The following is a 25,154-nucleotide window of genomic DNA, read 5'->3' as shown; positions in this document are numbered from 1 at the left end:
GATTAAGTCGCTGGGGGAATTGTGATATCAACAGATTCCACTTTGACCGAAGTTCCCAAACTCGATAACGGCGGTTGAATAGCGGCAGTATTTCCCACTACTAATGTTACCAAATTTTCCGGTTTCAAGTAAGTCTTGGCTACGCGCTGCACGTCGGCAATTGTTGCTGTTTCGATGCTGCGGCGGTAGCGAAAAATGAAATCTTCGGGATAACCGTAGTATTCGTAGCGAATTAATCGCGACAAAGTTTGACTGGGATTTTCAAATTTGAAGATGAAAGAATTCAGGGTGGAATCTTTAGCATAAGCTAATTCTTCCGGGGTAATTGGTTCGGTGCGGATACGATCAATCTCGGCGCGAATTGCCTGGATAAATGGTACTGTGGCATCCGATCGCGTTTGGCCTCCTGCGACAAACACCCCCGGATAGTCAAACCTCGGACTCCAAGCGGCGTATACTGAATAAGCTAAGCCTTGGCGCGATCGCACGTTATTAAACAAACGGCCACCGAAACCGTTCAAAACCCCATTCATCACATCCAAAGCACCGTAATCTGGACTGCTGAGCATTCCGCCCAAATGTCCCATTTGCACGTAACTTTGACTTAATTGCGGCTGATTTACCAAAAATACGCCGCCCCCATTTGCTGGCGCTACGGTTGGTAGTGCAGGCACTTCTGCACTTTGACTCGGTTGCCAGTTGCCGAATTTTTGCTCGACGAGCGATCGCATTTTAGCTGTATCAAAATCGCCAGAAATACCCAAAATCATATTTTTGGGATGGAAATATTTCTGGTAGAAACTCACCAAATCGTCGCGGGAAATATTGGCGAGGGTTTTGTATTCTACCGTGCGCGCGTAAGGACTGCGATCGCCATAAATTAATTTTTGAAACTCGCGGCCGGTAATACCGTCAGGATCGTCATTGCGGCGGGCGATCGCACCTTGAGTTTGGTTCTTCGCTAAATCCAACTTTTCCTTAGCAAATATTGGCTCCCGAATCACTTCTGCAAATAAGTCAAATACGGGTTCCAAATCTTCAGCTAAAGCACTAAAATTAGCGCTGCCCGAACTAACATCAATCCCTGTTTCTACCGAAGCTGCTCGCTGTTCTAGCAACTGATTTAATTCATCAGCCGTATGCCGACTCGTGCCGCCAGTTCGCATCACTTCTCCCGTCAAACCTCCCAATCCAATTTTATCGGCAGGTTCAAAACGCTCGCCCGTGCGAAATAGCGCCGTTCCCCCGACTAACGGGAGTTCCCGGTCTTCCATCAGATACACCCGGATGCCATTTTTCAGCTCGAAGCGAGTATATTTAGGCAGTTTAATTTCTGGCACCGCCGGGAATGTTAATTCGTCGTAGTGTTTCGGTGCAGCCGCGAAGGAAGGTAACAAATTAAACGTGCCCAGTGAAACAGTAAAAAAGCAAAGCGACAGCAGAAATAACTTTACTTTTTTCAGTCTCAATTTAGTCCTTTTCATTCTTTCTCCAATGTTTCCTAATTTGACAATTCGAGGCAGAGCCTCGCCGATATGCGTTCCCAGGCAGAGCCTGGAAACGAGTATTTCTTCCCTCTTCCTTCTTCCCTCTTCCCTCTTCCTTCTTCCCTCTTCCGACTTCCATCGGACTGACATCCGTTACATCCGTTACAGAATCCGTTGCCGAACCTTCTTCTTACAGCGGCAAAAGCTTTCCAATCGTGCGATTTTCCGGGCGGAAAGTTACCTGAGCGACACGCTGAATGTCAGCGGGAGTAACAGCGGCGATCGCATCCAATTCCTTGAACAAATTTCGCCACGAACCGGTTTTCACTTGATAGTCCACCAGCGCAAATGCCATGCCCATATTAGAATTGAGCGATCGCAACAAATCGGCTCTCGCCTGAGTTTTCACTCGCTCCAATTCCAAAGCAGAAACCGGCTCAGTTTTCAGGCGATCGATTTCCTTGCTCAAAGCTGCAGCTACTTCATCAACCGTGCGGCCCGGAGCAGTTTGAGCGTAAAATAACATCAAATTCGGATACTTTTCCCCCGGATAACCGCTGAAACCTTGAGCAGCCAGCGCCAATTGCTGCTCTTCTACCAAAGATTTGTAAAGCCGAGAAGTGCGGCCATCGCTGAGCAAAGAACCCATCATTTCATAAATGGCATTGTCGGGATGATTCATCGCCGGTTTGTGATACCCTTCCAAATACCAAGGTTGAGTTTTTAATTTCAGCGTGACTTCCTTCGTTTGCGTTTGGGGAGGTTCGACAATCTGCAATTCTGGAGGCGCTGGTGAAGCCTTGTAACGGCCGAAATAAATTTGAGCTAGTCGCTTCACCTCCGAAGCTTTCACGTCTCCTACCACCGCAACAGTCAGCTTGCTGGGGACGTAGTGAGTCTCGAAAAACTTCTGCACGTCACTGCGGGTGAGGTTTTTAATGTCTTCACTGTAGCCAATTACCGGGCGACGGTAGGGATGTACAGAGAAAGCTTTATTGGCAAAAGCTTCAACCATTTGTCCGATCGGAGAATTCTCGGTTCGCAGCCTGCGCTCTTCTAAAATTACCTGTTTTTCCTTGTAAAATTCCCGAAATACTGGTTCTAGAAATCGCTCAGATTCCAGCGACATCCACATTTCTAACTTGTTAGCTGGAAGGCTGTAAAAATACATTGTGGCGTCGGTGGAAGTAGCGGCATTTAGTCCGACTCCGCCTGCTTGTTCCACTATTTTGCCGAGTTCATTGCGCTTGACAAATTGCGAAGCTTCGGCTTCAACTTTGTCAAATTCTGCTTTTAATTGGGCGACTTCTTCAGTTTTGCCGCTAGCCTTGGCTGCTTGCATTTGCTCGAAGAGTTGGTCTTGTTTTTCTAGCAGCGGCTTTTCGGCTTGGTAGTCGGTAGTGCCGATTTTTGGCGTGCCTTTGAAGGCTAAATGTTCGAGATAGTGAGCGACGCCTGTTTGGCCGTCGGGTTCGTTTGCGCCGCCGACATCGGCGTGAATCAGAAACGATGCTACGGGTGCTCTGGGCCTTTCGAGTACGATAAATTTCATGCCGTTGTCGAGCTTAAATTCGCTGACTTGGCTGATTACTCGATCGAGCGACGGTTGAACAGAGACTGCTTGGGAGCCGCTACCGGGGTTGGAGCGGGCGAGGGCGATTTCGGGAGAAAGTCCCCACCACAGCAGTACAGCGGCTAGCAGGGAGGCAATGAATCGAGTTTTGCTCACGGGCGATTCCCTACGGGATAGCTTCGCTTCACGGGGTTTTTGGAACTGCGGGGTCATTCGATTTTAGATTTTAGATTTTAGATTTTGGATGGTCAAACAAAAAAATGTTTGTGCTCGGTGGCCAGGCATTCTTTTCTAAGGATAAAGATTTTTGGAGGCATAAGCGATCTGTTGCGCCGCAGATGTTAGGCTGATACAGCAAATCTCAAAAAGGGTCTGGAGCCCGGCGAGGAGTTTTAAGTTTGGGATAAAAGCCGCGCACAACTTAAAACTTAACATTATTTAGCCATTTAGTCCCGAACCCGTAGTTCCAAGTTGCCAATTACCGATTGCAAAGCCATGCGAATTTTTAATCAGTCTCCTCCTTCTGAAACAGAAACTAAGAAGCGAATTTTACAAGCAGCTCAGCGGTTGTTTGCCCGCAGCGGATACGACGGCACGACAACTCGTGATTTAGCAGCGGCGGCGGGGGTAGCCGAGGGTACGCTATTTCGGCATTTTGATAATAAAAAAGCTATTTTGATTGAGGTGGCGACGGAAGGATGGGTGGAGTTGCTGACGGATTTGCTGACTGAATTGAGTGAGATGGGCAGTTACAAAGCAGTGGCTCAGGTGATGCGGCGGCGGATGCTGAATATCCGCGAGAATAGCGACATGATGCGGGTGTGTTTTTTGGAGGCGCAATTTCACCCGGATTTGCGCGACAGAATTCAGTTGGAAGTCATCGGAAAAATGAGCGATGTGGCTGAGGCTTTTTTTGAAACGGCGATGGAAAAAGGAGTTTATCGAAAGATGAATCCGAAGATTGTCGCTCAGGTATTTTTGGGAATGTTTGCAGTCGCGGGTTTCAGTCAAAATACGATTATGGAGCCGAATGCTTCTCCGCAAGAAATGCAGGAAATGGCTGAAGGACTCGCAGATATTTTTCTGAATGGGGTTTTGCTAAAAGATGAATAATTAGTTATGGGTTATTTATTGGTTGTTACTTATTGGTCATTATAATCAATAACCAATAACCAATAAGTAGTCACTACTCCCCACTTACTCTATAAACTCGTACATCTTTTGCACCCACTTCTCGCGATAATCCTGCCATTCATCCGTCACTACTTCCCAAGTTGTATTGCTTTCAAGTTCCAGCAAGAGACTTGATACTTCTTCTAGCGTCGAGGCTATATGACATTCTTCTACCCAACTTTCACGGATCATTTTCCAGAGACTTTGTACTGCTTCTCGCTGAAAATTTGATTCTAATTCAACTAGCAATTTGGCGAGGTGTTTTTCGTCACTTGCTGCTAACACCTCGCTCATCCAACAGTTGCGACGTTCTTTCCATTCTTCCGTCACGGCGTCCCCGTTTAGGTGGGCTTGAAACTCTAACAGTAATTGGTTTAGTTCTACCATATTAAATTTGGTCTTGTTTGCAGTTTGTGCTAGAATTGTACAAATTTTATTCATTTAGACTGTTGGTTTTTTATAATGAGCTATGTGGCGGAGATTTTTTGGAAAACTGCGATGGAAAAACAAGTTTATCTAAAGATGAATCCGAAGATTGTCGCTCAGGTATTTTTGGGAATGTTTGCAGTCGCGCCCTTCAGTCAAAATACGATTATGAAGCCGAATGCTTCTCGGCCGCAAATGCAGGAAATGGCTGAAGGACTCGCAGATATTTTTCTGAATGGGGTTTGGCTGAAAGATAAAGAATTAGTGATTAGTCATTAGGAAAATTTAGAGCCTGGAAACGCATATTTGCAGGCTCTTAACCCTCGAAACTACTCGTTAAACTTGTGCATTTCCTGTACCCATTTCTCGCGATTCTGCTGCCATTCATCTGTCACCGCTTTCCAATTGGTATTGGTTTCAAGTTCCAGCAATAAACTTGATACTTCTTGAACAATCGATGCTGCCAGACATTCTTGTACCCAACGGTCCCGACGCTCTTGCCACTGAATATCTACCGATTCCCACTGCAAGTTAGATTCCAATTCAACTAGCAATTCTGCTAGATATGTCAGGTTAACTGATGCTGCCACATCGCTCACCCAACTTTCCCGCCGCTCTATCCATTCTTTTGTCACTCCTTCCCATTTGAGGTTGCTTTCAAACTCTAACAGTAACTGATTTAGTTCTACCATCTTAAATGTTGGTTTTTTTGTAGTTTGTGCTACAATTATACCAAAATTTTCACTCAACAGAGTGTTAAGTTTTTTTTTAGATTGCGGTCGCAGTGAAACTACAGAATAGATAACTGAAGAATGAGCGATGAATTTACTTTAGATATGCTAGACATTCCCAGCGGTTGGAGCCGGGGCGAAGGTGACTGGACTGGAGTGGCGGCGGCTCTTGCTAGAGGGGAAACTGTCGAAGTAATTCAAGAAGTTGGTTCTACTTTGTGGCACAACAGCCTGCCCGAAAAACATTCTTTGTATTGGGAGGGGGAAAATCTATCAACTATCAAAGCCCGAATTTGGATTAGTTTCACCCAGAGAAGATTTTCGCCGGAATCTGCTTTGCCAAAGGTTCAGTGGCATCCAAGAGTGTTGTGGATAGGGGTAGGTTGCGAACGCGGAACAGGGCGAGAATTAATCGAAACTGCGATTAAACAAGTATGCCGTGCTTATCATTTAGCGGAAAGTTCGATCGCAGGTATTGCTACAATAGACACTAAAGCAGGTGAAGTCGGCTTGTTAGAACTTTGTCAAGAGCGAAATTGGCCGTTAAAAACCTTTGCTGCTGACATTTTAGCTTCCGTAGAAGTCCCCAATCCTTCAAATATTGTAGTCAAACAAGTCGGGACGCCTAGTGTAGCAGAAGCTGCGGCACTTTGTGCAGTTAGAAAAGAAAATTTAACCGCAGATGAACGCGAATATACGCAGATATCCATCAATCATCAGCGTCCATCTGCGTTTATCTGCGGTTCAAATCCCCTCTTAGTCCCTAAACAAATATTTCGCAACAAAAATCCCCCCCTTTCACAAGGAGGGGTTAGGGCGGGTTCTGCGGTAACAGTAGCGGTTGCAGTTTCCCCGATCGAGTATCTGGGATAATGTATTACTGAGATAAAGTATTGGCATTCACAAATCGACCAATCAACCCAGAAACGAATGACAAAACAATCGAACCAAACAAAGCCGGCCAAAAACCGTTAACCGCAAAGCCGATATTGAACGCACCCGCCAACCACGAAGCCAGGGAAAGCGAAATTGCATTCACAACGAATAAAAACAAACCTAAAGTAATAATGGTCAAAGGCAGCGTCAGCAATGTAAGAATCGGTCTGACAACCGCGTTCACCAATCCGATAACAACAGCAGCCACCATCGCAGCCGGAAAGCTAACCACCGCAATACCTGGTACAATGTTAGCGGTAATGATCAGCGAAACCGCTGCTACTATCCAAGTTAAGAAAAAACTTAGCATATCTTTTTTTCCATCTCCATCACTATTAATTAAGATTGTAACTGTTTAGTCGATCGACCAAAGTTCGGGATACACTACGAAATACCCACCTTGCGAGAATATCAGACTTATGAAACTCCGGCAACTAGCAGCATTCCTATTCGCACTAACTATCTTCATCCTGCCGCGGCCAGCCCTGGCTCAATCTAAATATTACGCTCCTCCGCTGTCCTTTAGCAACGCCGAACTGACAAGACGCGATTTTTCGGGTCAAATGCTGCGGGCCGCTGAGTTTTCTAACGCTAATATGGACTTGACTAATTTTTCTAATGCCGATTTGCGGGGAGCAATTATGAGCGCTTCAGTGATGACTCAGGCGAATTTGCACGGAGCCAATTTAACTAATGCAATGATTGATCAAGTGAAATTTACTAATGCCGATTTAAGTGATGCAATTTTAGCGGAAACAATTTTGCTGCGTTCTACTTTTGACGGAGTTGATATCACTGGGGCTGACTTTACCGACGCAATTATGGACGGCTCACAAGTTAAAGAATTGTGCACAAAAGCCAGCGGTATTAATTCTCAAACAGGGATTTCTACTCGTGATTCCTTGGGATGCCGCTGATATAGCAGAAGGAAGAAGGAAGAAGGAAGAAGGAAAAAGGAAGAGGGAATAATAGGAAGGTTTCAGCGATCGAGAATGTCGTAACCCTCTTGGCGCTTGCTGATATCATGCCCGGTCAATTACCGCAATCAAGATGTTTGTAGTGAGGACTAAAGTGCTCACTACAAATCTGAGGACTTTAGTTCTTACTACAAACCTTGGAAATTAGGACTAAAGTCCTTACTACAAACCAAATTTACTAAGGCTTTGCTTTTTTCTGAGCAGCCGCATAATGCTCAGTCATTAACTGATTAACTTCGGGATTGTAAATCCGCAGATAATTCCAGTAATTCTCAAACACCGATTTCACGTATCCTTTCGTTTCAGGAAACGGAATCTTTTCCGCAAAAGCATCCGGGTCACTAAAATTAAACCTCTTCAACCAATCTGCTACTGCAGTTGGCCCGGCATTGTAACTCGCCACAGCTAACATCGAGTTATTCTTGTACTCGTCGTGAGTGTGATCCAAATACCACGTACCGAGTTTAACGTTATCGTCCACATTCTCCAATGAATACTTTTTGAGGCTGATTTGTCCAGCAACCCAAGCTGCTGTTTCCGGCATTACTTGCATTAAACCAGTGGCGCCAACTGATGATTTTATGGCGGGCATAAAGCGCGATTCTTGCCGGATTAATGCTGTTACTAATACTGAATTTAGTTGGCGGTCTTGCGACCATTTGACAATGGTTTCTAAGTAAGGAAAAGGATAAAGTGCTTGCCAATAAATCGGTTGCTGTCTGAGTTCGAGGTATTGGGTTCTATCATCTGGTTTATCGCGCTGCCTCAAGCTCCCAACCATCCACAAGCCGTCTAAATTGTCTCCAACTGCAACTCGCATTAAACCGTCGGTAAACTGTTCGGCAATACTTGGTTCTACGCGGTCGATAAATTCTATTTGCCACAGCGTCCAAGCATCTCTATCTTGACCTAATTGATAGAGTTCTTTCAACGCAGGAGAACCCGCAGTTGGTTCGGGGCGCTGAGGGGGCCGCACTACATTGGGAGACAAATCTCGGACTGTGGTAAAGTCGCCGACGGGCCAGCCGAGAAGTACAGCCGATCGCCACGCAAAATATGATTCTGGATAGCGTAAAATAGTATAGTCAAATGCAGTCTTGGCGTCTTGTTGCCGACCGAGTTGCTGTGCCCATTTCCCGACCCAAAATGCGGCTTCTGGAGCTTGTTCGCTGTCGGGATTGTGGGTGGTTAATTCTCTCGCCCACTGCCAAGCTGATTTTAAATCTCCGCCTTTGGCAAACTGTTGGGCGATCGTCCACCGCAATTCCCCTGCTTTATCAGAATTATTGTATTTTGTCAAGAGCAACTTCCGGGTATCTGAGGCGGATTGACCGCTGCGTGCTTTGTCGAGAAGTTGGGATTTATCTAACAAAGCTTCGGGGGCATAATTGGGGAATTTGCTAATAACTCGATCGAGCAAAACGATCGCTTCTTTCGGTTCGCTCAGCCGCGACAGCCGAATTAAACCCAAACCAGTATCTTCGGCATCAGGAAACTCGCGCACTAATTCTTGATAGGCAATTCTCGATTCCGGGATTTTTCCGTCGAGCCACAAACCGCGAGCTTTGCGGTAAAGATTTTTGGCGTTGCGGGGAGCTTTCCCGTAAGCAATAGCTCCTTTGCCGTAATTTTGTTTTTCCCAATAGCCAAAGGCAATTTCTTCCCAATCTTCCGGTTTCAAACCGGCGCTGTTTCGCTGCACCAGTTGTTCCAAAATTGTCCCGTAATCTTTGACATAATGACCGTGTTTTGCTACGAGCAGCATCAACTTCGGCTGATTGGGATTTTCTTTTAACTTGCGGAGGGCAATTTCTACGCTGCGGGGATGACCCGGAAATTCAGTAATTGCCTGTTGCCAATATTCCGGTTTTGACTTGCCTAAAACATATAAAGCTTCCGCTGCTACCGGGTCGCTCGGATAGTTTTTGAGCAGTTCCTCCCAAGCTTTTTGAGTTTTGCCTTTGTCGCCGCTCAATTGGTAAGCTTGCGCCCTTTTTAGGGCAATGTGAGCAGCTAAAACCGGATATTCTTGCTCTAATTTATCCAATAACTTTAATGCTTTGGCCGCATTTCCTTGCTGGATTAAATCGCTGGCAAGCAGATAGCGGGCGCGGCTTTGAGGGGAGATTTCCTGCTGCGGGTTCGTACTTGCAGACTGACTGGTTGCGAGTTCAACTAATTTCGCCGATCGCTCGATCGGTGATAGCGATACCAGCATCTTGACTTGCGATTCGGAATTCGCTGCATTCAGCGGCTGCTCGGCCTTCTGGACCGAGCCAAAACCCATCCATTTCATCGCAGCAACCAAAGAGCCGATCGCAATAACGCAAACTGAAACGCTGATTAAAACAGAAAATCGGGCCCGGCGTCGTTTTAGCATGGGAAAATTTAAGAGAATAAGATATAAAGAACCGATCGTTTGTCAAGAGCTATCACAGGCAGGATGGGTGTTCCACGCCATCACAGGCAGGATGCCTGTTCAACGAGAAATAAATGTTAAGAGTGGGGCAAAAACGGACAGCCGACCCCCAAACAGATGATTGAGATTGGTGGAAGATCCGATCGCAGGCGGACTTGGCTGATATAGTAGCAGAATTTATTTCGATGTGGAGCGAAGAATTTGTGCGATCGATCTATTTACCCGCACCAACGAAAAACCACAAACCACCCACTGCAAAGTACAATCAAAAATCTAAAATCTAAAGTGTAAATCAAAACATGGAATTTCTAGTCACCGATACGCCCCGCTCTGTTTGGACGGGAGACGCCCTGGCAATTGGTCTATTTGAGGACGGCTTGGAACTCACCGGCGAGCTGGCACAATTAGATGAAAAGCTTGCAGGCACTTTGAAAGAGCTGCTACTGGAAGTAGATTTTAAGGGCAAAGTGGGTACGAGCGCCATCACCCGCGTCGGCGGCAATAATCCCATTCGCAAAATTGCGATCGTCGGTTTGGGCAAAACAGAGGACTTAAAATTAGACACCGTGCGGCAAGCAGCAGGCGTTTGCGCCAAGTTAGCCAAAAAAGAGAAATGCAAAACCCTCGGAATTAGCTTCCCCCTGTGGAAAAACGCGCCGGATGTTACAGCAAGCGCGATCGCCGAAGGTGTAGAACTCTCTCTGAATCAAGACAACCGTTTCAAATCGGAACAGGAAGACAAAAGCCCGCAAATCGAACAAATTCATTTGCTCGGTTTTGCCGGTACAGAAAGTGCGATCGCCCGCGCCCGTCAAATCACTGCCGGAGTCATTTTAGCACGCGAATTAGTCGCAGCGCCTGCAAATTTTGTCACCCCGATTACCATGGCAGAAACTGCTCAAAGTCTGGCTGCCGAATGCGGTTTAGAATTAGAAATACTGGAGCGGGAAGACTGCGAAAAACTAGGCATGGGAGCCTTTCTCGGCGTAGCACTAGCATCTGATTTACCACCCAAATTCATCCATTTGACTTACAAACCCGAAGGCACACCGCGCCGCAAAATAGCAATTGTGGGCAAAGGATTGACCTTTGATTCCGGCGGTTTGAACATCAAAGGTGCGGGCAGTGGCATTGAAATGATGAAAATAGATATGGGCGGCGCTGCGGCTACTTTGGGAGCGGCAAAGGCGATCGGACACATCAAACCCGATGTGGAAGTTCACTTTATCAGCGCCGTCACTGAAAACATGATTAGCGGCCGCGCCATGCGCCCTGGAGACATCCTTACAGCTTCCAACGGCAAAACAATTGAAGTCAACAATACCGACGCTGAAGGTCGTTTAACCCTGGCTGATGCTTTGGTATTTGCTGATAAATTGGGAGTTGACGCGATTGTCGATTTAGCAACTCTAACCGGGGCCTGCGTAATTGCTTTAGGCGACGATATCGCGGGTTTGTGGAGTCCTCAAGATAGCGTCGCCGCCGAAATAGTCGCGGCCTCAGAATTGGCAGGCGAAAAATTTTGGCGAATGCCGATGGAAGAAAAATATTTTGAGGGCTTGAAAGCATTGCACGCTGACATGAAAAACACAGGCCCACGTCCCGGCGGTTCGATTACGGCGGCGCTATTTTTGAAGCAGTTTGTAAAGGATACTGCATGGGCGCATTTAGATATTGCCGGCCCGGTTTGGACTGACAAAGAAAATGGCTACAATGGCCCTGGCGCTACCGGTTTTGGAGTTCGGACTTTGGTGCATTGGGCGCTCGGCGGCGCTTAATTGTGGATTCCCAGCGCAAAAATTGAGATTTTCTCTGCCTTAAAAGTCTGCTAGTCCATCTGTGAGCCAGGGGTTAAAAACCTCTGGCTCACTGCTTAAGTAATCTAAAAGAAAATTTAATAGTGATCATTAACAATTTAAATGTTTCTGAAGCAATCAGTAGGCGAACCTATCTATTCCGTCACAGGGAGCAACGTAAGCGTTGTAAGCGTTGCGAGCCGTGACGCTCGGCATGGCTCATACTTCGGGAAACCTTCGCTCCCAAAGCCTAACCGAGACAGTTTTGACATTCCTTTACAAAATAGCTGTTTCATAAAAAATGAAAAAAGTATATAATTATGTAAATATTTCACTAGCCAAAATCAAATAATTAGATTTGATCTGATTTGCATTGGTACAGATAATTTTTTTCTTGAACTTTATGCAAGAACAATTAACAATTTTTTTTTCAACACTTGCTGTATCTTCCACACTCGGCTGCAACGCGGTACCGGAGTTGCGACTGTACGCTGTTTTTGACTCCCTGACGGCACTGGCTTATTGCTCGATCGCCCTCTCTTTAGTTTATTTTTCCCGCCAAGGTTCTCACCGCAAGATTTTCCGGCTGTTTGCCGTTGTTTTTTTTGCCTGGGGCGCTGCTAAATTGACGGAAGTTTGGACGCTTTGGCATTCCATATATTGGCTGTCGGTAACTCTCAAAGCTACAAGTGCTTTGATTTCTTTGCTTTTAGCCGCAGTCGCTCTCGCCCTCATGCCGAAAGCACTTGCAGATTCTGGTTTAAATCACAAAGAAAATCTTCAACAACTGCCGTTAAAACAGGTAGAAAAAAACCATCACCAGCATGATATCCACAAAGGAGAATTGGCAAAACCATCCCTCAATTTTTCCCCTTCCGATACTATTGTCGATCGCGCTTTAGATATCAATTCGCTTAACGAACAGTTAGAAAAAGAAATTGCCGATCGCCACCGAGTTGAGGAAAAGTTGCAACTGACTCAGTTTGCGATCGACCGATCGGCAGATGCGGTATTCTGGATCGGGTCGGACGGTAAATTTTTGTACGTCAACGACTCTGCTTGCACTTCATTGGGATATTCTGCAGCAGAATTGCTTTCGATGACCGTACACGACATCAATCCAGATTTTCCCCAAACTGCTTGGAGTTTGCACTGGAAAGTCTTAAAACGCTGCGGTTCGGTTAATATTGAAGTTCACCACGTCACTAAGTACGGTCGCATTTTTCCGGTAGAAATTACGATCGATCATTTGGAATTTAACGGCAAAGAATATCAGTGTGCGTTTGCTCGTGACATTAGCGAGCGTAAGCGGATTGAGGCAGCTTTGCGAGAAAGGGAAGAAGAATTTAGGTCATTAGTTTCTAGCATTCCTGGTGCAGTTTACCGTTGCAGTGCTGCTGGGCGATCGAGCCTAACTTTTATCAGCAGTGGCATAGAAGCTATTTCCGGCTATCCCGCAGCTAACTTTATGCAAAAACCGGTGCAGGCTTTTCCGAGTATAGTTCATCCCGATGACGTGCAGCATATCGAGACAATTATCGATCGGGCTATTAAAACAAAACAACCTTATATCATCGAATATCGCCTGATGCACTGCGACGGAAATGTGCGGTGGGTTGCAGAGAAAGGTCAAGCCCTTTTCAACGCAGACGGTGAAGTTTTATCCCTCAACGGTGCGATTTTTGATATGACAGAGCGCAAAGCAGCGGAGGATGCTTTGCGACTCTCCGAGGCGATCGCCAACAACAGAGCCCAGCAGCTAGAAATCGCTCTCAAAGAACTCCGAGAAACTCAAGCTCACCTAATTCATACCGAAAAAATGTCAAGTCTCGGTCAAATGGTAGCTGGAGTAGCTCACGAAATTAATAACCCGGTCAGTTTTATCTACGGCAATATTTCCTATGCTAGCCAATATATCAGAGACTTGTTGCAGCTTGTGGAACTTTACAAAAAACACTATCCTCAGCCAGCGGTAGAAATTCAACAATGTATTGACAATATCGATTTAGAGTTTTTGACAGAAGATTTGCTAAAAATATTATCTTCGATGAAAATGGGAGCCGATCGCATTCGCGAAATAGTTCTGAGTTTGCGAAACTTCTCGCGTTTAGACGACTCGGTAAAAAAACCTACTAACCTTCACGAAGGCATAGATAATACCCTCTTAATATTGCACAACAAACTCCGAGCCAGAGGCGACTATCCCGAAATAAAAATAATCAAAGATTACGGTCAACTCCCTTTAATAGAATGTTATGCAGGTCAGCTCAATCAGGTATTTATGAATCTGCTTAGCAACAGTATTGACGCCTTGGAAGATGCTTGCAACCAAAAAAGGCGAGCTGCGGCGGTCGGCGACGATTGGAAACCAACTATTAGCATTCGCACAGAAGCCCTGAACGAAAATAGTATTTGTATCCGCATTGCCGATAATGCGATCGGCATGACAGAAGACGTGCGGAGCCGATTATTTGACCCGTTTTTCACGACAAAACCGATGGGAAAAGGCACGGGTTTAGGGTTAGCCATCAGTTACCGAATTGTGGCGGAAAAACACGCCGGAGCCTTGAGCTGCCGTTCCACCGTAGGAGAAGGTACGGAATTTGCGATCGAAATTCCTTTATGAATTAGTGCGATTGTCAAGTGGGCTGTAAAAAAAAATCCATTTTCAAAAAAAATCCAAAAATTGGCTATAAATTATCAAGGTAATAATCAACATGGCAGTGAAATCGTAAATTCTGTACCTCGACCTAAAGTTGAGTTGACTTCTAGCATACCAGAGTGTTTCTCAACTACAATTTGCCGTGCGATCGCCAAACCCAACCCGGTACCTTTCCCCACACCTTTGGTTGTAAATAAGTGGTCAAAAATATGACCTTTTATCTCATCGGATATCCCTGGCCCGTTGTCATAAATGCGAATCGTCACCCACTCAGAAGACTTCATTTCTGTCCGAATCGTGATGCAATTAGTTGGGGCTTTAATCTTCTCTAAACCAGCTTCGCGATTTGATTCTTCCACTGCATCAATCGCATTCGCCAATATATTCATAAACACCTGATTTAATTGTCCGGGGAAGCAATCAACTGATGGCAAGTTGCCGTACTCTTTCACAACTTCAATCGCTGGACGCTGTTCGTTCGCTTTCAATCTGTGTTTGAGAATCAAAATTGTACTGTTAATTCCGTCATGAATATTGAAAGGAACTTTGTAGTCTTTGTCTGCTCTGGAGAAGGTACGAAGACTGGTGCTGATACCTTGGATGCGATCGCACCCGATTTGCATCGAATTCAACATTTTGGGTAAATCTTCTACGAGATATTCAATATCAAGTTCTTCTGCTATTTGCTCGATTTCATCCCCAGGATGGGGAAATTTTTCTTGGTAGACTTGCAGGTATTTGGTCAGATCTTTGACAGCGGCGATCGCTTCATGGATATTCCCAGAAATAAAACCGACTGGATTATTAATTTCATGGGCTACCCCGGCTACTAAATTACCCAAAGCCGACATTTTTTCGCTCTGTACTAATTGCAGTTGAGATTGTTCAACCTGGTGGGCATAGTCCTGCGCTTGCTGATACAGTCGCGCATTTTCTAAGGAAATGGCAGCCTGGGTGCAGAGGAAGTTGAGGACGAGGAGCCGATCGCGAGTAAACACTCCTTTTGTCGATCGATGTTCGAGATAAAGTATCGCAACTAAGTTCCCGCGATCGACAATTGGAGTACATAGCATACTCTGAGAGTGATACTGGAGCGTACAGTCATTCATTAAACCCGGAATATCGGTCTTGCCACCTTCAATAACCACAGTTTCCAGGGTGTGTTTGACATAATAAACCAGCTTGAGCGGAATCACCGCCGAGCCATCTATAGGTTGGGTTTGCAGTAAGGTTGTGGGTAACTCGTTATCTGGATTGATGTGAGTTATTGCTCGGATTTGCCATTCATCCTGATGGGGGAGTAGCAAAGCACACGTTTCTGCTCCAGAAGTTTTCAAAATAATTTGATTGAGGGTGTCGAGTAATTCATCAAGCTGAATTTTACTGGATAAAGCTTGAGCAGCTTGCACAATAGATGCGAAATCAAGGGCATCGGAAATACTCGTGCTGCTGCTGGTGGAAGTGTGCGAAGACGGGCTCATCGTTGCTAGCGTCTCTAGGGGATTAAAGCGAAGTTTGGGCTGATTCAGGATGGGATGAAGTAATTGGGGATAGCGTTGTTCTAAGTCTTCAACTTTGGCTAGTGCACCCCAACGGGCATAACAGTAATATGCTTCCTGCATATAGCTGGCGGCGACTTTTTCTTTGCCCCATTCCCAGTAGAATTTTGCTGCGAGTTCGTTGGCTAATCCTTCCTCTTGGATATAACCGTTTTCTTTGGCTCCTTGAATTGCTAGATCGTAAAATTCTAGAGCTTCTGTTTTGCAATTGAGGAGTTGATGCTTTTGGGCTTCAACTAAATGGTACTTGTGCAAGTAATTCATGGGAGCATAATGCGCCCATTCTTTTAACTTTTCTTGATTTTCTTGCATTCGCTGCCATCGAGGCTCCGACTCAGTTTTCGATTCACCAGGAGTAGCCAGCACGGTCAGAGAATCATAGAAATATAAGATCGGTTCCACGACACTTCCCATCCCTCCGGCCAAATACTGTCGGGTTTGAGCCCCATCGTGTTCCGCTTGGGCAAAGTCTTGGAGCCAGTAATTTAATGTGAATCGATACAGATAAAAGAAGGATAGTCGGTAAAAATCGACTTTGGCCTCATCCAGGATTTTTTCTTCGTATGAATCTTGGCGTAAGGGAATCTCGTTCTCTGACTCACCCAGCAGAATGAGAGCAGCTTGCCAGTAAGCCAAAACACAGTTTGCTGCTGTGACTTGGTGGAGGTCGCACAACTGTTGGTAATAGGCGCGAATTTGGGGTTCGAGTTCACTTAGCGGTTGACCGCACCAATAAGCATTAAAGCAGTACAACTGGGCGTCGTAGCCCATAAATTCTAGATTGCCGGTTTCCAATCCAGCTTGATAGCCATCGAGAAGAATGGGCAGCGATTCTTGTAAATGGGTCGTCCAATGACCAACATATCCCCCCATTAACAGGGCTGTTGCGGCTCGAATATTTTTGGCATCTGGCTCTGAGGCGAGTTGGTATCCTAATTGCCCAAACTGAGGCACCTTTGTCATGTCTCCCCACAGAATTCTCAGTTGGAAGGCGTAACCAGCGTAGCAATAGGGCGAAACAGGACTATTTCCAAATTGAATTGATAATTTGACCTGTAAAGCAACTATTAGGAAATAGAGCTTTGAGCCTGTCATGTAACAGACGGGTGTAAGACGAGCCGCATTTTGCATAATTGCTAACTGCTGGGCATCAGTCATGTTCGGCAGATGAATGAATGTCTCAATTGAGCGACCCTCAATTAGGGCATCAATTTCCTGCTTCAACTGCCGAATATCGTCTAGGGTTGGTTCATTTGGTAGGTTGACGCCTAACATTTGGAAGACTGATTGACCGATCGCGATCGCCTCGACAAATTTATTGTGGGCTACCAATGCCTGGATTTTGACTTGGTAAACTTGCACCTGTTCTAAAGGTGTTTTCGCATGATGAATCACCGCCTCAATCCACTGGTGCATCTGCTCAAAATCGCCTGCCAAAAAAGCCACCTCGGCAGCCAAGTCGTACAAAGATAGGGTCATTTCGTACTGCCGTTGCCAAGCCTCTGTTCCCAGCAGTTTCAGGCCCACTGTGGCATATTCGCGGGCGGCTTGATATGCGGTGGCGGCTCTGGCTTTGCGGCAAGCAGTGAGGTTGAGTTGGGCGAGTTCCTCCCTTTCCTGCTGTTCTACAACCATTATGGTTCCGTAGTTCAACTGATTGACTAATTCAAAAATGCGTTCTTCTCTGGCTTCGGCTGAAATTTGTTGCAGGAGTAATTGCCCGATTTGATAATGGGCGATCGCGCGTTCTTCTTCCGGAATCAAAGAATAAGCGGCTTGCTGGACGCGATCGTGCAAGAAGCGATAGGAAACTGTTTGAGAAGTAGCTCGATCGATATTGTCTTCTTCCCCTACATAAAATTTATAAATCTCACTCTGAGGTAAAACAAAACCTTCCTGTAAAGTTTTCCATAAAGCCGTTGCCGTTTCAGTCTCAGATATTTGCGAAACAATTGCTAATGTTGTCAGATCGAACTGATTGCCAATGCAAGCGGCTAATTTTAAAACTGACTGAGTTTCAACGGGCAATTTCTGTAACTGCTGCGCCATGAATTCAACTACATCATCCGTCAGTGCAGCTTCGGTAATTTTGCTAATATCGCACTGCCAATATCCTGCTTTAATATCAAAAATAATCACTTCATCTTGATGCAATGCCTTGAGAAACTGCGTCGCAAAAAATGGGTTTCCTTTTGTCTTCTGATACACCAATTCCGTCAGCGGTTCTGCTAAGTTAAGAGAACAAGTCAGCGTATCTGCTACTAATTGATTCAAACTGGTTCGAGCCAGAGGTGCCAGTGTGATGGTATTGACAGTTGCCCCTGTTTTAGTGACTTCATCTAAAGTCAACATCAAGGGATGGGCAGGGGAAACTTCATTGTCTCGATAGGCTCCAATTAATAGCAGGTGACTGGATTGGGATTCACCTATGAGCAACTGCATCAACTTTAAAGATGCCGAATCAGCCCATTGTAAGTCATCCAGAAACATCACTAAGGGATGCTCTTTTGTGGTAAAGACAGAGATAAATTTTTGGAATAGTAAATTGAACAGATTTTGAGCAGCTATCCCTGATAATTCTGGGGCTGGGGGTTGTTGTCCGATAATCCGTTCTAGTTCAGGAATGACTTCAATAATGACTTGTCCGTTGTCACCAAGGGCTGCTAAAATTTTGGTTTTCCATGCTTGGATTTGAAGATCGCTTTCACTGAGCAATTGTGTCATTAAATCGCGAAAGGCTTGCACAAATGCCGAAAAGGGAATATTGCGATTGAACTGGTCAAATTTACCTTTACTGAAATAGCCATGCTTTCGGACAATAGGTTTGTGAACTTCATTGACCACAACGGTTTTTCCGATGCCGGAAAAGCCTGCAACGAGCATCATTTCGCTGTTCCCTTGTGCTACTCGTTCAAAGGCTGCTAAAAGTTGCTGTATTTCTCGTTCTCGACCATAGAGTTTTTCGGGAATCAGGAAGCGATCGCATACATCCCGCGTTCCTAACTCAAAAGTTTCAATCTTTCCAGTTTCTTGGCACTGCTGCAAACACCGTTCTAAGTCATGCTTCAATCCCAAGGCACTTTGATAGCGTTTTTCGGCATTTTTTGCCATCAGCTTCATGACAATATCCGAAACCACCTGCGGGATTTCTTTGCTGTTTATTGAAGGAGGTTGTTTGGCAATATGGCAGTGAACCAACTCCATGGGGTCGTCACATTCAAATGGCAGTTTTCCTGTCAGGAGTTCGTAAAAGGTGGCTCCCATAGAATAAAAGTCGGTGCGGTAGTCGATGCCTCGGTTCATTCGTCCAGTTTGTTCGGGAGAAATATAGGCGAGGGTTCCTTCTAAAACGTTGGGATTTTGAATTTCTTGAGTTTCTCTCGGCAGTAGGGAGGCGATGCTAAAGTCAATTAGTTTAATTTGTTTAGTTTTCGGATGTATGAGGACGTTAGCTGGCTTAATATCTTTGTGGATGACTCGGTTTCGGTACAGTCCGTCAAGGATGTCAGTTATTTGAATGGCAATTTCCAATATTTCTGCTAGAGTCAGCGATGCCTCTTGGGCGTAGTCTCGCAGAGAAATGCCCCCAAAATCCTCCATTACTAGGGCATAGCTGTGGCGATAGGAGTCCAAATTGTAGGGTTCAACGACTCCCGGCAGACGTAGGTTTTTCGCGATGGTGTACTGGTTGCGGAATTGCAGCAGTTCGCTGAAGCTGGGATAGTCTCGATTTAATAGTTTAATGACAACCGGAAGCTGATCTGTTTCTCGAATGGCTCGATAAACTAGGGTTCTGGAACCACAGTATAATTGCTCAACCAGATGATATCCTGAAACTCGCTTCGTCAAATCCACTGCTGCACTCATCTGGATTACCCCATCTCAGACATTGACTATTGTAACTAATTATACACTTTTATTGGTCTAGTCTGAGGAAAATAAAACTGCGAAATCCCGAAGCGACAGACTCTACCGCTTTTATTCTTTTTCACTTTTAAAGAGAAAGATGGCGCTCTATCAAGATAATAGTCTTATCCTTTCATCGGCAATAAAATTGTAAACTCCGTCCCTGCTCTCAATACAGAATTTACCTCGATTGTACCGCCGTGTTTCTCAACCACAATCTGCCGTGCGATCGCCAAACCCAATCCCGTGCCTTTCCCTACTTCCTTGGTAGTAAATAACTCATCAAAAATCTTCTCTTGCACAGCTTCACTCATACCCACACCGTTATCTTTGATCCAAATTCTCGCTTGTTTGTTGTCCCGAAAAATGTCGGTTTTAATGGTAATTTCATTAGCGATTTCTGCATAAGGTCGTCCTTGATTTGATTCCTCCAAAGCATCGATCGCATTACCTAACAAATTCATAAATACTTGATTCAACTGTCCGGCATAACACTCCACGGGTGGCAAATTCCCATATTCCCTAATCACTTTGATTTCTGGACGAGTATCGTTAGCCTTGAGGCGATGTTTCAGAATCATAATGGTGCTATCGATGCCATCGTGGATATTGCAAGGTACGGGATAGTTAGTATCGGCACGGGAGAATGTCCGTAGACTGGTACTAATATCCCGAATCCGCTTCACGCCTTCCCGCATCGAACCTATTAATTTCGGTAAATCTTCCCGGATGTAGTCAAGATCGATGTTCTCGATTTCTTCTTGAATTTCTGGATCGAGTTGCGGATATTTTTGTTCATACAAATCGAGCAATCCAAACAAATCTTTGATATAATCTAAGGCGGGTTGAATATTACCAACCAGAAAACCCACTGGATTATTAATTTCGTGAGCGACCCCAGCCACTAAGTTTCCCAATGCTGACATCTTTTCGCTTTGAACTATTTTTATTTGTGCTTGTTTGAGATCGGTAAATGCTTGTTGAGATTCTTGATACAAACGGGCATTTTCTAAGGAAATAGCAGCTTGAGAAGCCAGCAAATTTAGCACTTCAATGCGATCGCTCGTAAATGCCCCAACCGTCAGGTTATTTTCCAGGTATAAAACTCCTATCAACTGCCCTTGATTAAGAATGGGCATACAAAGAACACTGATCGGCTGGTGCTGTTCAATATAGCGATCGCTCGCAACCTGGGAACTTACCCTAGCATCAACTATTACCAAAGGTTTCAAACTACGCTTGACCGTGTTAACCAAACTAATTGCTACATCCTGACTAGATTCTAGAGGTATTGATGGTAATAGCTTAGGTTCCTGTCCCTCTGCTACAAGAGCCGCTACCTGTAAATACTGTTTTTGTTTGAGCAATAAGACGCACTTAGTGGCGCCAGCATTCGCGATCGCTATTTTTAAAAGAGTAGTCAGGAGTTGATCTAGTTCAATCTCTCCAGAAATGGCTTGAGAGGCTTGGATCAGAGTAGGCACATCTAGAAATTCAGAGTTGCTGCTAGAAGAGTTGGTATTATAAGTAATTGTTCCCCGGGCGATCGTTTCCTTAAAGGAACTAAAGGATTGAGCTTGCTGAAGGATAATACCGAGTAGGCGAGGATAACGTTTTTCCAAATCGTCTATTTTGGCTTTAGCTCCCCAGCGGGCATAACAATAATATGCTTCAATCATGTAGGCTTGAGCTACTTTTTCTTTGCCCCATTCTAGGTAGAATTTGGCTGCGAGTTCGTTGGCGAGGGCTTCTTCGTTGAGGAATAGATTTTCTTTAGCGAGGGAGATCGCGCGATCGTACATTTCCAGTGCATCTGCTTTATTGCCCAAAACCCGCTGCCGTTCTGCTTCAACCAAATACCATTTATGCAGATGATTCATGGGAGCATTTTGCGCCCATTGGTGCAGAGTCGTTTGATGAATTTCCACAGAGGCGAGAATGTCAGCTTGCTCAATTTCAGGATTTGTGGGGAAGAGCGCCAGATGCGTCAGGGCTGCATAGAAATGGAAAATGGGAACATGAACCAATCCTGATAATGCCATCACACACTCTTTGGCTGAGCTAATGTAGTTTAGAGCAGCCGGATAATTACCAAAGGAATAGGCAAGCAGTAGTTTGTAGACGTAGATAAGGGCGATCGCACTGAATTCACGCTCCTGATAGTGCTTAGGAATCATTACCGTTTCATCATAGGCTTCGCCGATTAAGCAATCCGACAGAGTACGAACTTCCCTCAAGTTCTGCAACATCTGCAGCTCCATATGCAAATAAGTCCGAGCAGAATATTGCTTCACCTGAGCCAAGGTAGCACTGTAGACTGCAAGTTCCGGTTCCCAAGTATCCAGTTCTACCCCACTGTAAAAGTTGATGTAGCTGTAAGTAGCTATATTGTAGCCAGCGTTAAGAAAATCGCCAGTTTCCATCCCAGCTATAAAGCCCTCTTTCAGGGTTGGTATCCCTGCCCTCATAGCATTTTGATGATGCTGAATAAATGCCCCAAACATATTATGAGTAATGCACTTAAATTCTCGTGAATTGACCCGATCGAGCAATGACATTGCCAATTTACCAAAGCTATAGCCTGTTTTTGCCTCTCCCAAAAAGGCACTTAATACAAGCCCGTGAATCGCATAGCCCACTGTTGATGCGGGTGCATTCCCAAATTGGAGTGATAAACTTACCATCGTGGAGCTCAGTAGGGGTACTAAGCCTGGAATTCCCTGGAGAATGGGTGCAAATAACATTGCCAATATTGGCATAGCTGCCTGAGTCTGAGGATCACTCATCACAGGCAAATCGATTAGTTCCTCAATTTTTCTGCCGCTGAGTTGGCCCGCAAGGCTCTGTAGCGCTTTACCAATCAAGGCTTCGTCAGCTTCGGTAGGGAGTTCAACCCCCAATTGCCAGAGTGCATCTCTTGCTACTGCAATGGCTTCTAACGTCTTACTCTGTGCTGTCTGTGCGACGATTTGAATTTCATAAATTTTGATTTTGTCTAATATTGTCTGTGCATTCTTTAGCACAAGTGCTGCCATCTCTTCCATGCCATCAAAGTCAGCATTCAAATAGGCGACTTCAGCAGCAGCAACATAGAGGTTCAGGGTTAATTCATACTGGCTTTGCCAGCAGTTGGCTGTTAGTAGATCAATGGCTGTCTGCAGATAAACTCTGGCTGCCATGTAGGCGGTAGAATTTCTGGCTTTACAACCGGCTGCCAAGTTCAGTTTAGCTAAGGCTTCTCGTTCGCTAGGTTGGGTAATTAACTCAATTCCTCGATTCAAATGCCCGATAACATCAAACAGTTTTTCTTCTTGCTCTATCTCGGCGCAATTTTGCTGAAGTAATTGTCCGATTTTGAGATGCGTTGCTTTTTTCTGCGAATCTGGAATTAGCGAATATGCGGCTTGCTGGACGCGATCGTGTAAAAATCGATAAGTGGGATTAGCTGAAGCCTTGAAAACTTCATCACTCTCTGATTCCGTAAAGAATTTATAGATTTTGGTCGTGGGAATCACCAAACCTTCCTGCATTACTTTCCATAAAGCTTTAGCCGTCATCGCAGCAGATTTCTCACTGACAATTACTAACGTATTCAAATCAAACTGCGCTCCAATACAAGCAGCTAATTTGAGAACATCCTGAGTTTCTGGCGGCAACTTCTGCAATTGCAAAGCCATGAATTCAACGACATCATCAGTGATCGCTAAGGCTTTGACTTGGGCAATATCACACTGCCAATGCCGAATATCCCAGTTAAAGCTAATTAGCTTATCGTCATGTAATGCCTTGAGAAACTGAGTGGCAAAGAAAGGATTACCCTGAGTTTTTTGATACACTAATTTGGTCAAAGGTTGGGTCAGGGATAAGTCGCAATTCAGCGTATCCGCCACCAACAAATTCATATCTGGTTGGCTTAATGGTTGCAAAGTAATCGTCTTCACTATTGCCCCACTTTTAATTATCTCATCTACTGTTAAGATAAATGGATGCACAGGTGAAACTTCATTATCTCGATAGGCCCCCAATACTAATAAATATCCTGTCTCCCTCATCAATAATTGTAGCAAATTCAGGGAGGCTGAATCCGCCCATTGCAAGTCATCCAAAAACATCACTAAAGGATGTTCTTTGCTCGTGAAAACTTGCACAAATTTCTGCATTAGCAGATTAAAGCGATTTTGGGCGGCACTTCCTGACAATTCTGTTGCAGGAGGTTGAGCGCCAATTATCCGTTCTAACTCAGGAATTACGTCAATCAATACTTGTCCGTTGTCTCCGACGGCTGCTAAAATCTGGGTTTTCCATGTTTGCAGTTGGGTATCCGATTCTGATAGCAATTGACCCATTAAGTCGCGGAAGGCTTGCACAAAGGCACTGAAGGGAATGTTGCGTTGAAATTGATCATATTTGCCTTTGATAAAATAACCGCGCTGACGGACAATGGGTTTATGAACTTCATTGACAACGGCGGTTTTCCCAATTCCCGAAAAACCTGCTACTAGCATCATTTCGGTGCTACCTGTGCTGACTCGCTCAAAGGCAGCTAATAGGTGATTAACTTCTTTTTCTCTACCGTAGAGCTTTTCGGGGATAGTAAAGCGATCGTTAATATCTCGCTTTCCGAGTTCAAAAGATTCTATTTGTGCTGTTTTTTGTAACTGAACTAAACAAATCTCTAAATCGTGCTTGAGTCCTAATGCACTCTGATAGCGATTTTCGGCATTTTTCGCCATTAGCTTACTGATAATTTGCGATAAAATCGGGGGAATTTCAGGATTAATGTGATGGCTCGGTTTGGACTGTTTGGCGAGATGACAATGCACCAATTTCATCGGATCATCCGAGATAAAGGGCAACTTTCCTGTCAACAATTCATAAAAAGTCACACCCAGGGAATAAAAGTCACTACGATAGTCAATGCCTCGATTCATCCGTCCTGTTTGTTCGGGAGAGAGATAGGCTAATGTTCCTTCTAAGATATTGGGATTCTGTATTTCTTGGGTTTCTCGTGGTAGGAGGGATGCAATACTAAAGTCAATTAGTTGAATTTGTTTAGTGTCTGGATTAATAAGAATATTAGCGGGTTTAATATCTTTGTGAATGACTCGCTTTTGGTAGAGATAGTGGATAATGTCTGTTAGTTGTATGGCGAGTGGGAGAAATTCTGCTAAAGGTAAAACTTGAGATGATTCGGTTTCATTTGTTGCGGTTTTGAGATAAGTAGATAGGGAGACTCCGCCAAAGTCTTCCATTACTAGGACATAGCTATTCTGGTATACTTCCAGCGTCAGGGGTTTGACGAGGTGAGGGAAGTCGAGATTTTTGGCAATGGTATATTGGTTGCGAAACTGGACGAGCTCGTTGAAGGTGGGGTATTTGTTTCGCAGCAGTTTGACGACGACTGGGTATTGGTCACGGGTACGGATGCCTCGATAGACTAAGGTACGTGTACCTACATAAAGTTTCTCTGTAATTTCATAACCTGACAAATTTGCGATCGCATCCATAA

At 44.9% G+C, this 25,154-nt stretch carries 13 protein-coding genes and 1 pseudogene; 6 read left to right on the top strand and 8 right to left on the bottom strand.

All coding sequences use genetic code 11. From position 1 onward, the window contains the following. Positions 1-2: 2 nt before the first annotated feature. Both QUA34_RS01425 and QUA34_RS01420 read right to left on the bottom strand, forming a co-directional pair. Entirely contained in the window at positions 3-1,484 is a 1,482-nt protein-coding gene (locus QUA34_RS01425) for a pitrilysin family protein (protein WP_333383772.1), read from the bottom strand. Between the two features lie 193 nt (positions 1,485-1,677). Beyond that, the gene (locus QUA34_RS01420; RefSeq protein WP_333383512.1) at positions 1,678-3,273 is read right to left on the bottom strand and encodes a pitrilysin family protein; all 1,596 of its coding nucleotides are present in this window, start codon (positions 3,271-3,273) and stop codon (positions 1,678-1,680) included. A 282-nt stretch (positions 3,274-3,555) separates the two neighbouring features. Here QUA34_RS01420 and QUA34_RS01415 point away from each other — a divergent pair, with 282 nt between their 5' ends. Next, positions 3,556-4,173 carry a TetR/AcrR family transcriptional regulator gene (locus tag QUA34_RS01415; protein WP_333083393.1) on the top strand — a complete coding sequence of 206 codons (618 nt, stop codon included), beginning with the start codon at positions 3,556-3,558 and terminating at the stop codon, positions 4,171-4,173. A gap of 84 nt (positions 4,174-4,257) precedes the next feature. On the opposite strand, the gene QUA34_RS01410 is transcribed toward QUA34_RS01415, so the two are convergent. Then, the gene (locus tag QUA34_RS01410; RefSeq protein WP_333324839.1) at positions 4,258-4,620 is read right to left on the bottom strand and encodes a hypothetical protein; all 363 of its coding nucleotides are present in this window, start codon (positions 4,618-4,620) and stop codon (positions 4,258-4,260) included. Between the two features lie 75 nt (positions 4,621-4,695). Between QUA34_RS01410 and QUA34_RS01405 the strand changes: the two are divergent. Next, positions 4,696-4,938 (top strand): annotated as a pseudogene (locus QUA34_RS01405) (TetR/AcrR family transcriptional regulator); the annotation flags it as partial. Between the two features lie 50 nt (positions 4,939-4,988). Here the strand turns inward: QUA34_RS01405 and QUA34_RS01400 are convergent. Next, positions 4,989-5,351 carry a hypothetical protein gene (locus tag QUA34_RS01400; protein WP_333083390.1) on the bottom strand — a complete coding sequence of 121 codons (363 nt, stop codon included), beginning with the start codon at positions 5,349-5,351 and terminating at the stop codon, positions 4,989-4,991. A 120-nt stretch (positions 5,352-5,471) separates the two neighbouring features. Here QUA34_RS01400 and QUA34_RS01395 point away from each other — a divergent pair, with 120 nt between their 5' ends. Beyond that, positions 5,472-6,263 (top strand): cobalamin biosynthesis protein, encoded by a 792-nt coding sequence (locus tag QUA34_RS01395; RefSeq protein ID WP_333383510.1) that lies wholly within the window; start codon positions 5,472-5,474, stop codon positions 6,261-6,263. Between the two features lie 4 nt (positions 6,264-6,267). Here QUA34_RS01395 and QUA34_RS01390 read toward each other — a convergent pair whose 3' ends face one another. Then, positions 6,268-6,636, bottom strand: coding sequence for a phage holin family protein (locus QUA34_RS01390; RefSeq protein ID WP_333212153.1), 369 nt, complete (start codon positions 6,634-6,636; stop codon positions 6,268-6,270). Positions 6,637-6,745: 109 nt separating this feature from the next. Here QUA34_RS01390 and QUA34_RS01385 point away from each other — a divergent pair, with 109 nt between their 5' ends. Beyond that, positions 6,746-7,243, top strand: a complete 498-nt coding sequence (locus tag QUA34_RS01385; RefSeq protein ID WP_333383507.1) for a pentapeptide repeat-containing protein — start codon at positions 6,746-6,748, stop codon at positions 7,241-7,243. Between the two features lie 238 nt (positions 7,244-7,481). On the opposite strand, the gene QUA34_RS01380 is transcribed toward QUA34_RS01385, so the two are convergent. Beyond that, a complete protein-coding gene (locus tag QUA34_RS01380) occupies positions 7,482-9,683 on the bottom strand; it encodes a transglycosylase SLT domain-containing protein (RefSeq protein WP_333383504.1) in 2,202 nt (733 codons plus the stop codon). A gap of 338 nt (positions 9,684-10,021) precedes the next feature. Here QUA34_RS01380 and QUA34_RS01375 point away from each other — a divergent pair, with 338 nt between their 5' ends. Both QUA34_RS01375 and QUA34_RS01370 read left to right on the top strand, forming a co-directional pair. Then, complete coding sequence (locus tag QUA34_RS01375; RefSeq protein ID WP_333383501.1) at positions 10,022-11,500, top strand: leucyl aminopeptidase; 1,479 nt, start codon at positions 10,022-10,024, stop codon at positions 11,498-11,500. A 421-nt stretch (positions 11,501-11,921) separates the two neighbouring features. Beyond that, the gene (locus tag QUA34_RS01370) at positions 11,922-14,144 is read left to right on the top strand and encodes a PAS domain S-box protein (protein WP_333324849.1); all 2,223 of its coding nucleotides are present in this window, start codon (positions 11,922-11,924) and stop codon (positions 14,142-14,144) included. 86 nt (positions 14,145-14,230) lie between these two features. On the opposite strand, the gene QUA34_RS01365 is transcribed toward QUA34_RS01370, so the two are convergent. Next, positions 14,231-19,606, bottom strand: a complete 5,376-nt coding sequence (locus QUA34_RS01365; RefSeq protein WP_333383497.1) for an AAA family ATPase — start codon at positions 19,604-19,606, stop codon at positions 14,231-14,233. 164 nt (positions 19,607-19,770) lie between these two features. Beyond that, positions 19,771-25,152 (bottom strand): AAA family ATPase, encoded by a 5,382-nt coding sequence (locus tag QUA34_RS01360; protein ID WP_333383494.1) that lies wholly within the window; start codon positions 25,150-25,152, stop codon positions 19,771-19,773. Positions 25,153-25,154: the final 2 nt, after the last annotated feature.

The sequence above is a fragment of the Microcoleus sp. POL10_C6 genome, assembly GCF_036701585.1.
Classification (GTDB): domain Bacteria; phylum Cyanobacteriota; class Cyanobacteriia; order Cyanobacteriales; family Microcoleaceae; genus Microcoleus.
Note: the sequence above shows the minus strand (reverse complement) of the source record. Positions and strands in the feature narration are given on the sequence as shown.

Bases quoted from the DNA above. Each gene is read 5' to 3' on its own strand.
- QUA34_RS01425 (WP_333383772.1), bottom strand. From the start codon at position 1,484: ATGAAAAGGACTAAATTGAGACTGAAAAAAGTAAAGTTATTTCTGCTG.
- QUA34_RS01420 (WP_333383512.1), bottom strand. From the start codon at position 3,273: ATGACCCCGCAGTTCCAAAAACCCCGTGAAGCGAAGCTATCCCGTAGG.
- QUA34_RS01415 (WP_333083393.1), top strand. From the start codon at position 3,556: ATGCGAATTTTTAATCAGTCTCCTCCTTCTGAAACAGAAACTAAGAAG.
- QUA34_RS01410 (WP_333324839.1), bottom strand. From the start codon at position 4,620: ATGGTAGAACTAAACCAATTACTGTTAGAGTTTCAAGCCCACCTAAAC.
- QUA34_RS01400 (WP_333083390.1), bottom strand. From the start codon at position 5,351: ATGGTAGAACTAAATCAGTTACTGTTAGAGTTTGAAAGCAACCTCAAA.
- QUA34_RS01395 (WP_333383510.1), top strand. From the start codon at position 5,472: ATGAGCGATGAATTTACTTTAGATATGCTAGACATTCCCAGCGGTTGG.
- QUA34_RS01390 (WP_333212153.1), bottom strand. From the start codon at position 6,636: ATGCTAAGTTTTTTCTTAACTTGGATAGTAGCAGCGGTTTCGCTGATC.
- QUA34_RS01385 (WP_333383507.1), top strand. From the start codon at position 6,746: ATGAAACTCCGGCAACTAGCAGCATTCCTATTCGCACTAACTATCTTC.
- QUA34_RS01380 (WP_333383504.1), bottom strand. From the start codon at position 9,683: ATGCTAAAACGACGCCGGGCCCGATTTTCTGTTTTAATCAGCGTTTCA.
- QUA34_RS01375 (WP_333383501.1), top strand. From the start codon at position 10,022: ATGGAATTTCTAGTCACCGATACGCCCCGCTCTGTTTGGACGGGAGAC.
- QUA34_RS01370 (WP_333324849.1), top strand. From the start codon at position 11,922: ATGCAAGAACAATTAACAATTTTTTTTTCAACACTTGCTGTATCTTCC.
- QUA34_RS01365 (WP_333383497.1), bottom strand. From the start codon at position 19,606: ATGAGTGCAGCAGTGGATTTGACGAAGCGAGTTTCAGGATATCATCTG.
- QUA34_RS01360 (WP_333383494.1), bottom strand. From the start codon at position 25,152: ATGGATGCGATCGCAAATTTGTCAGGTTATGAAATTACAGAGAAACTT.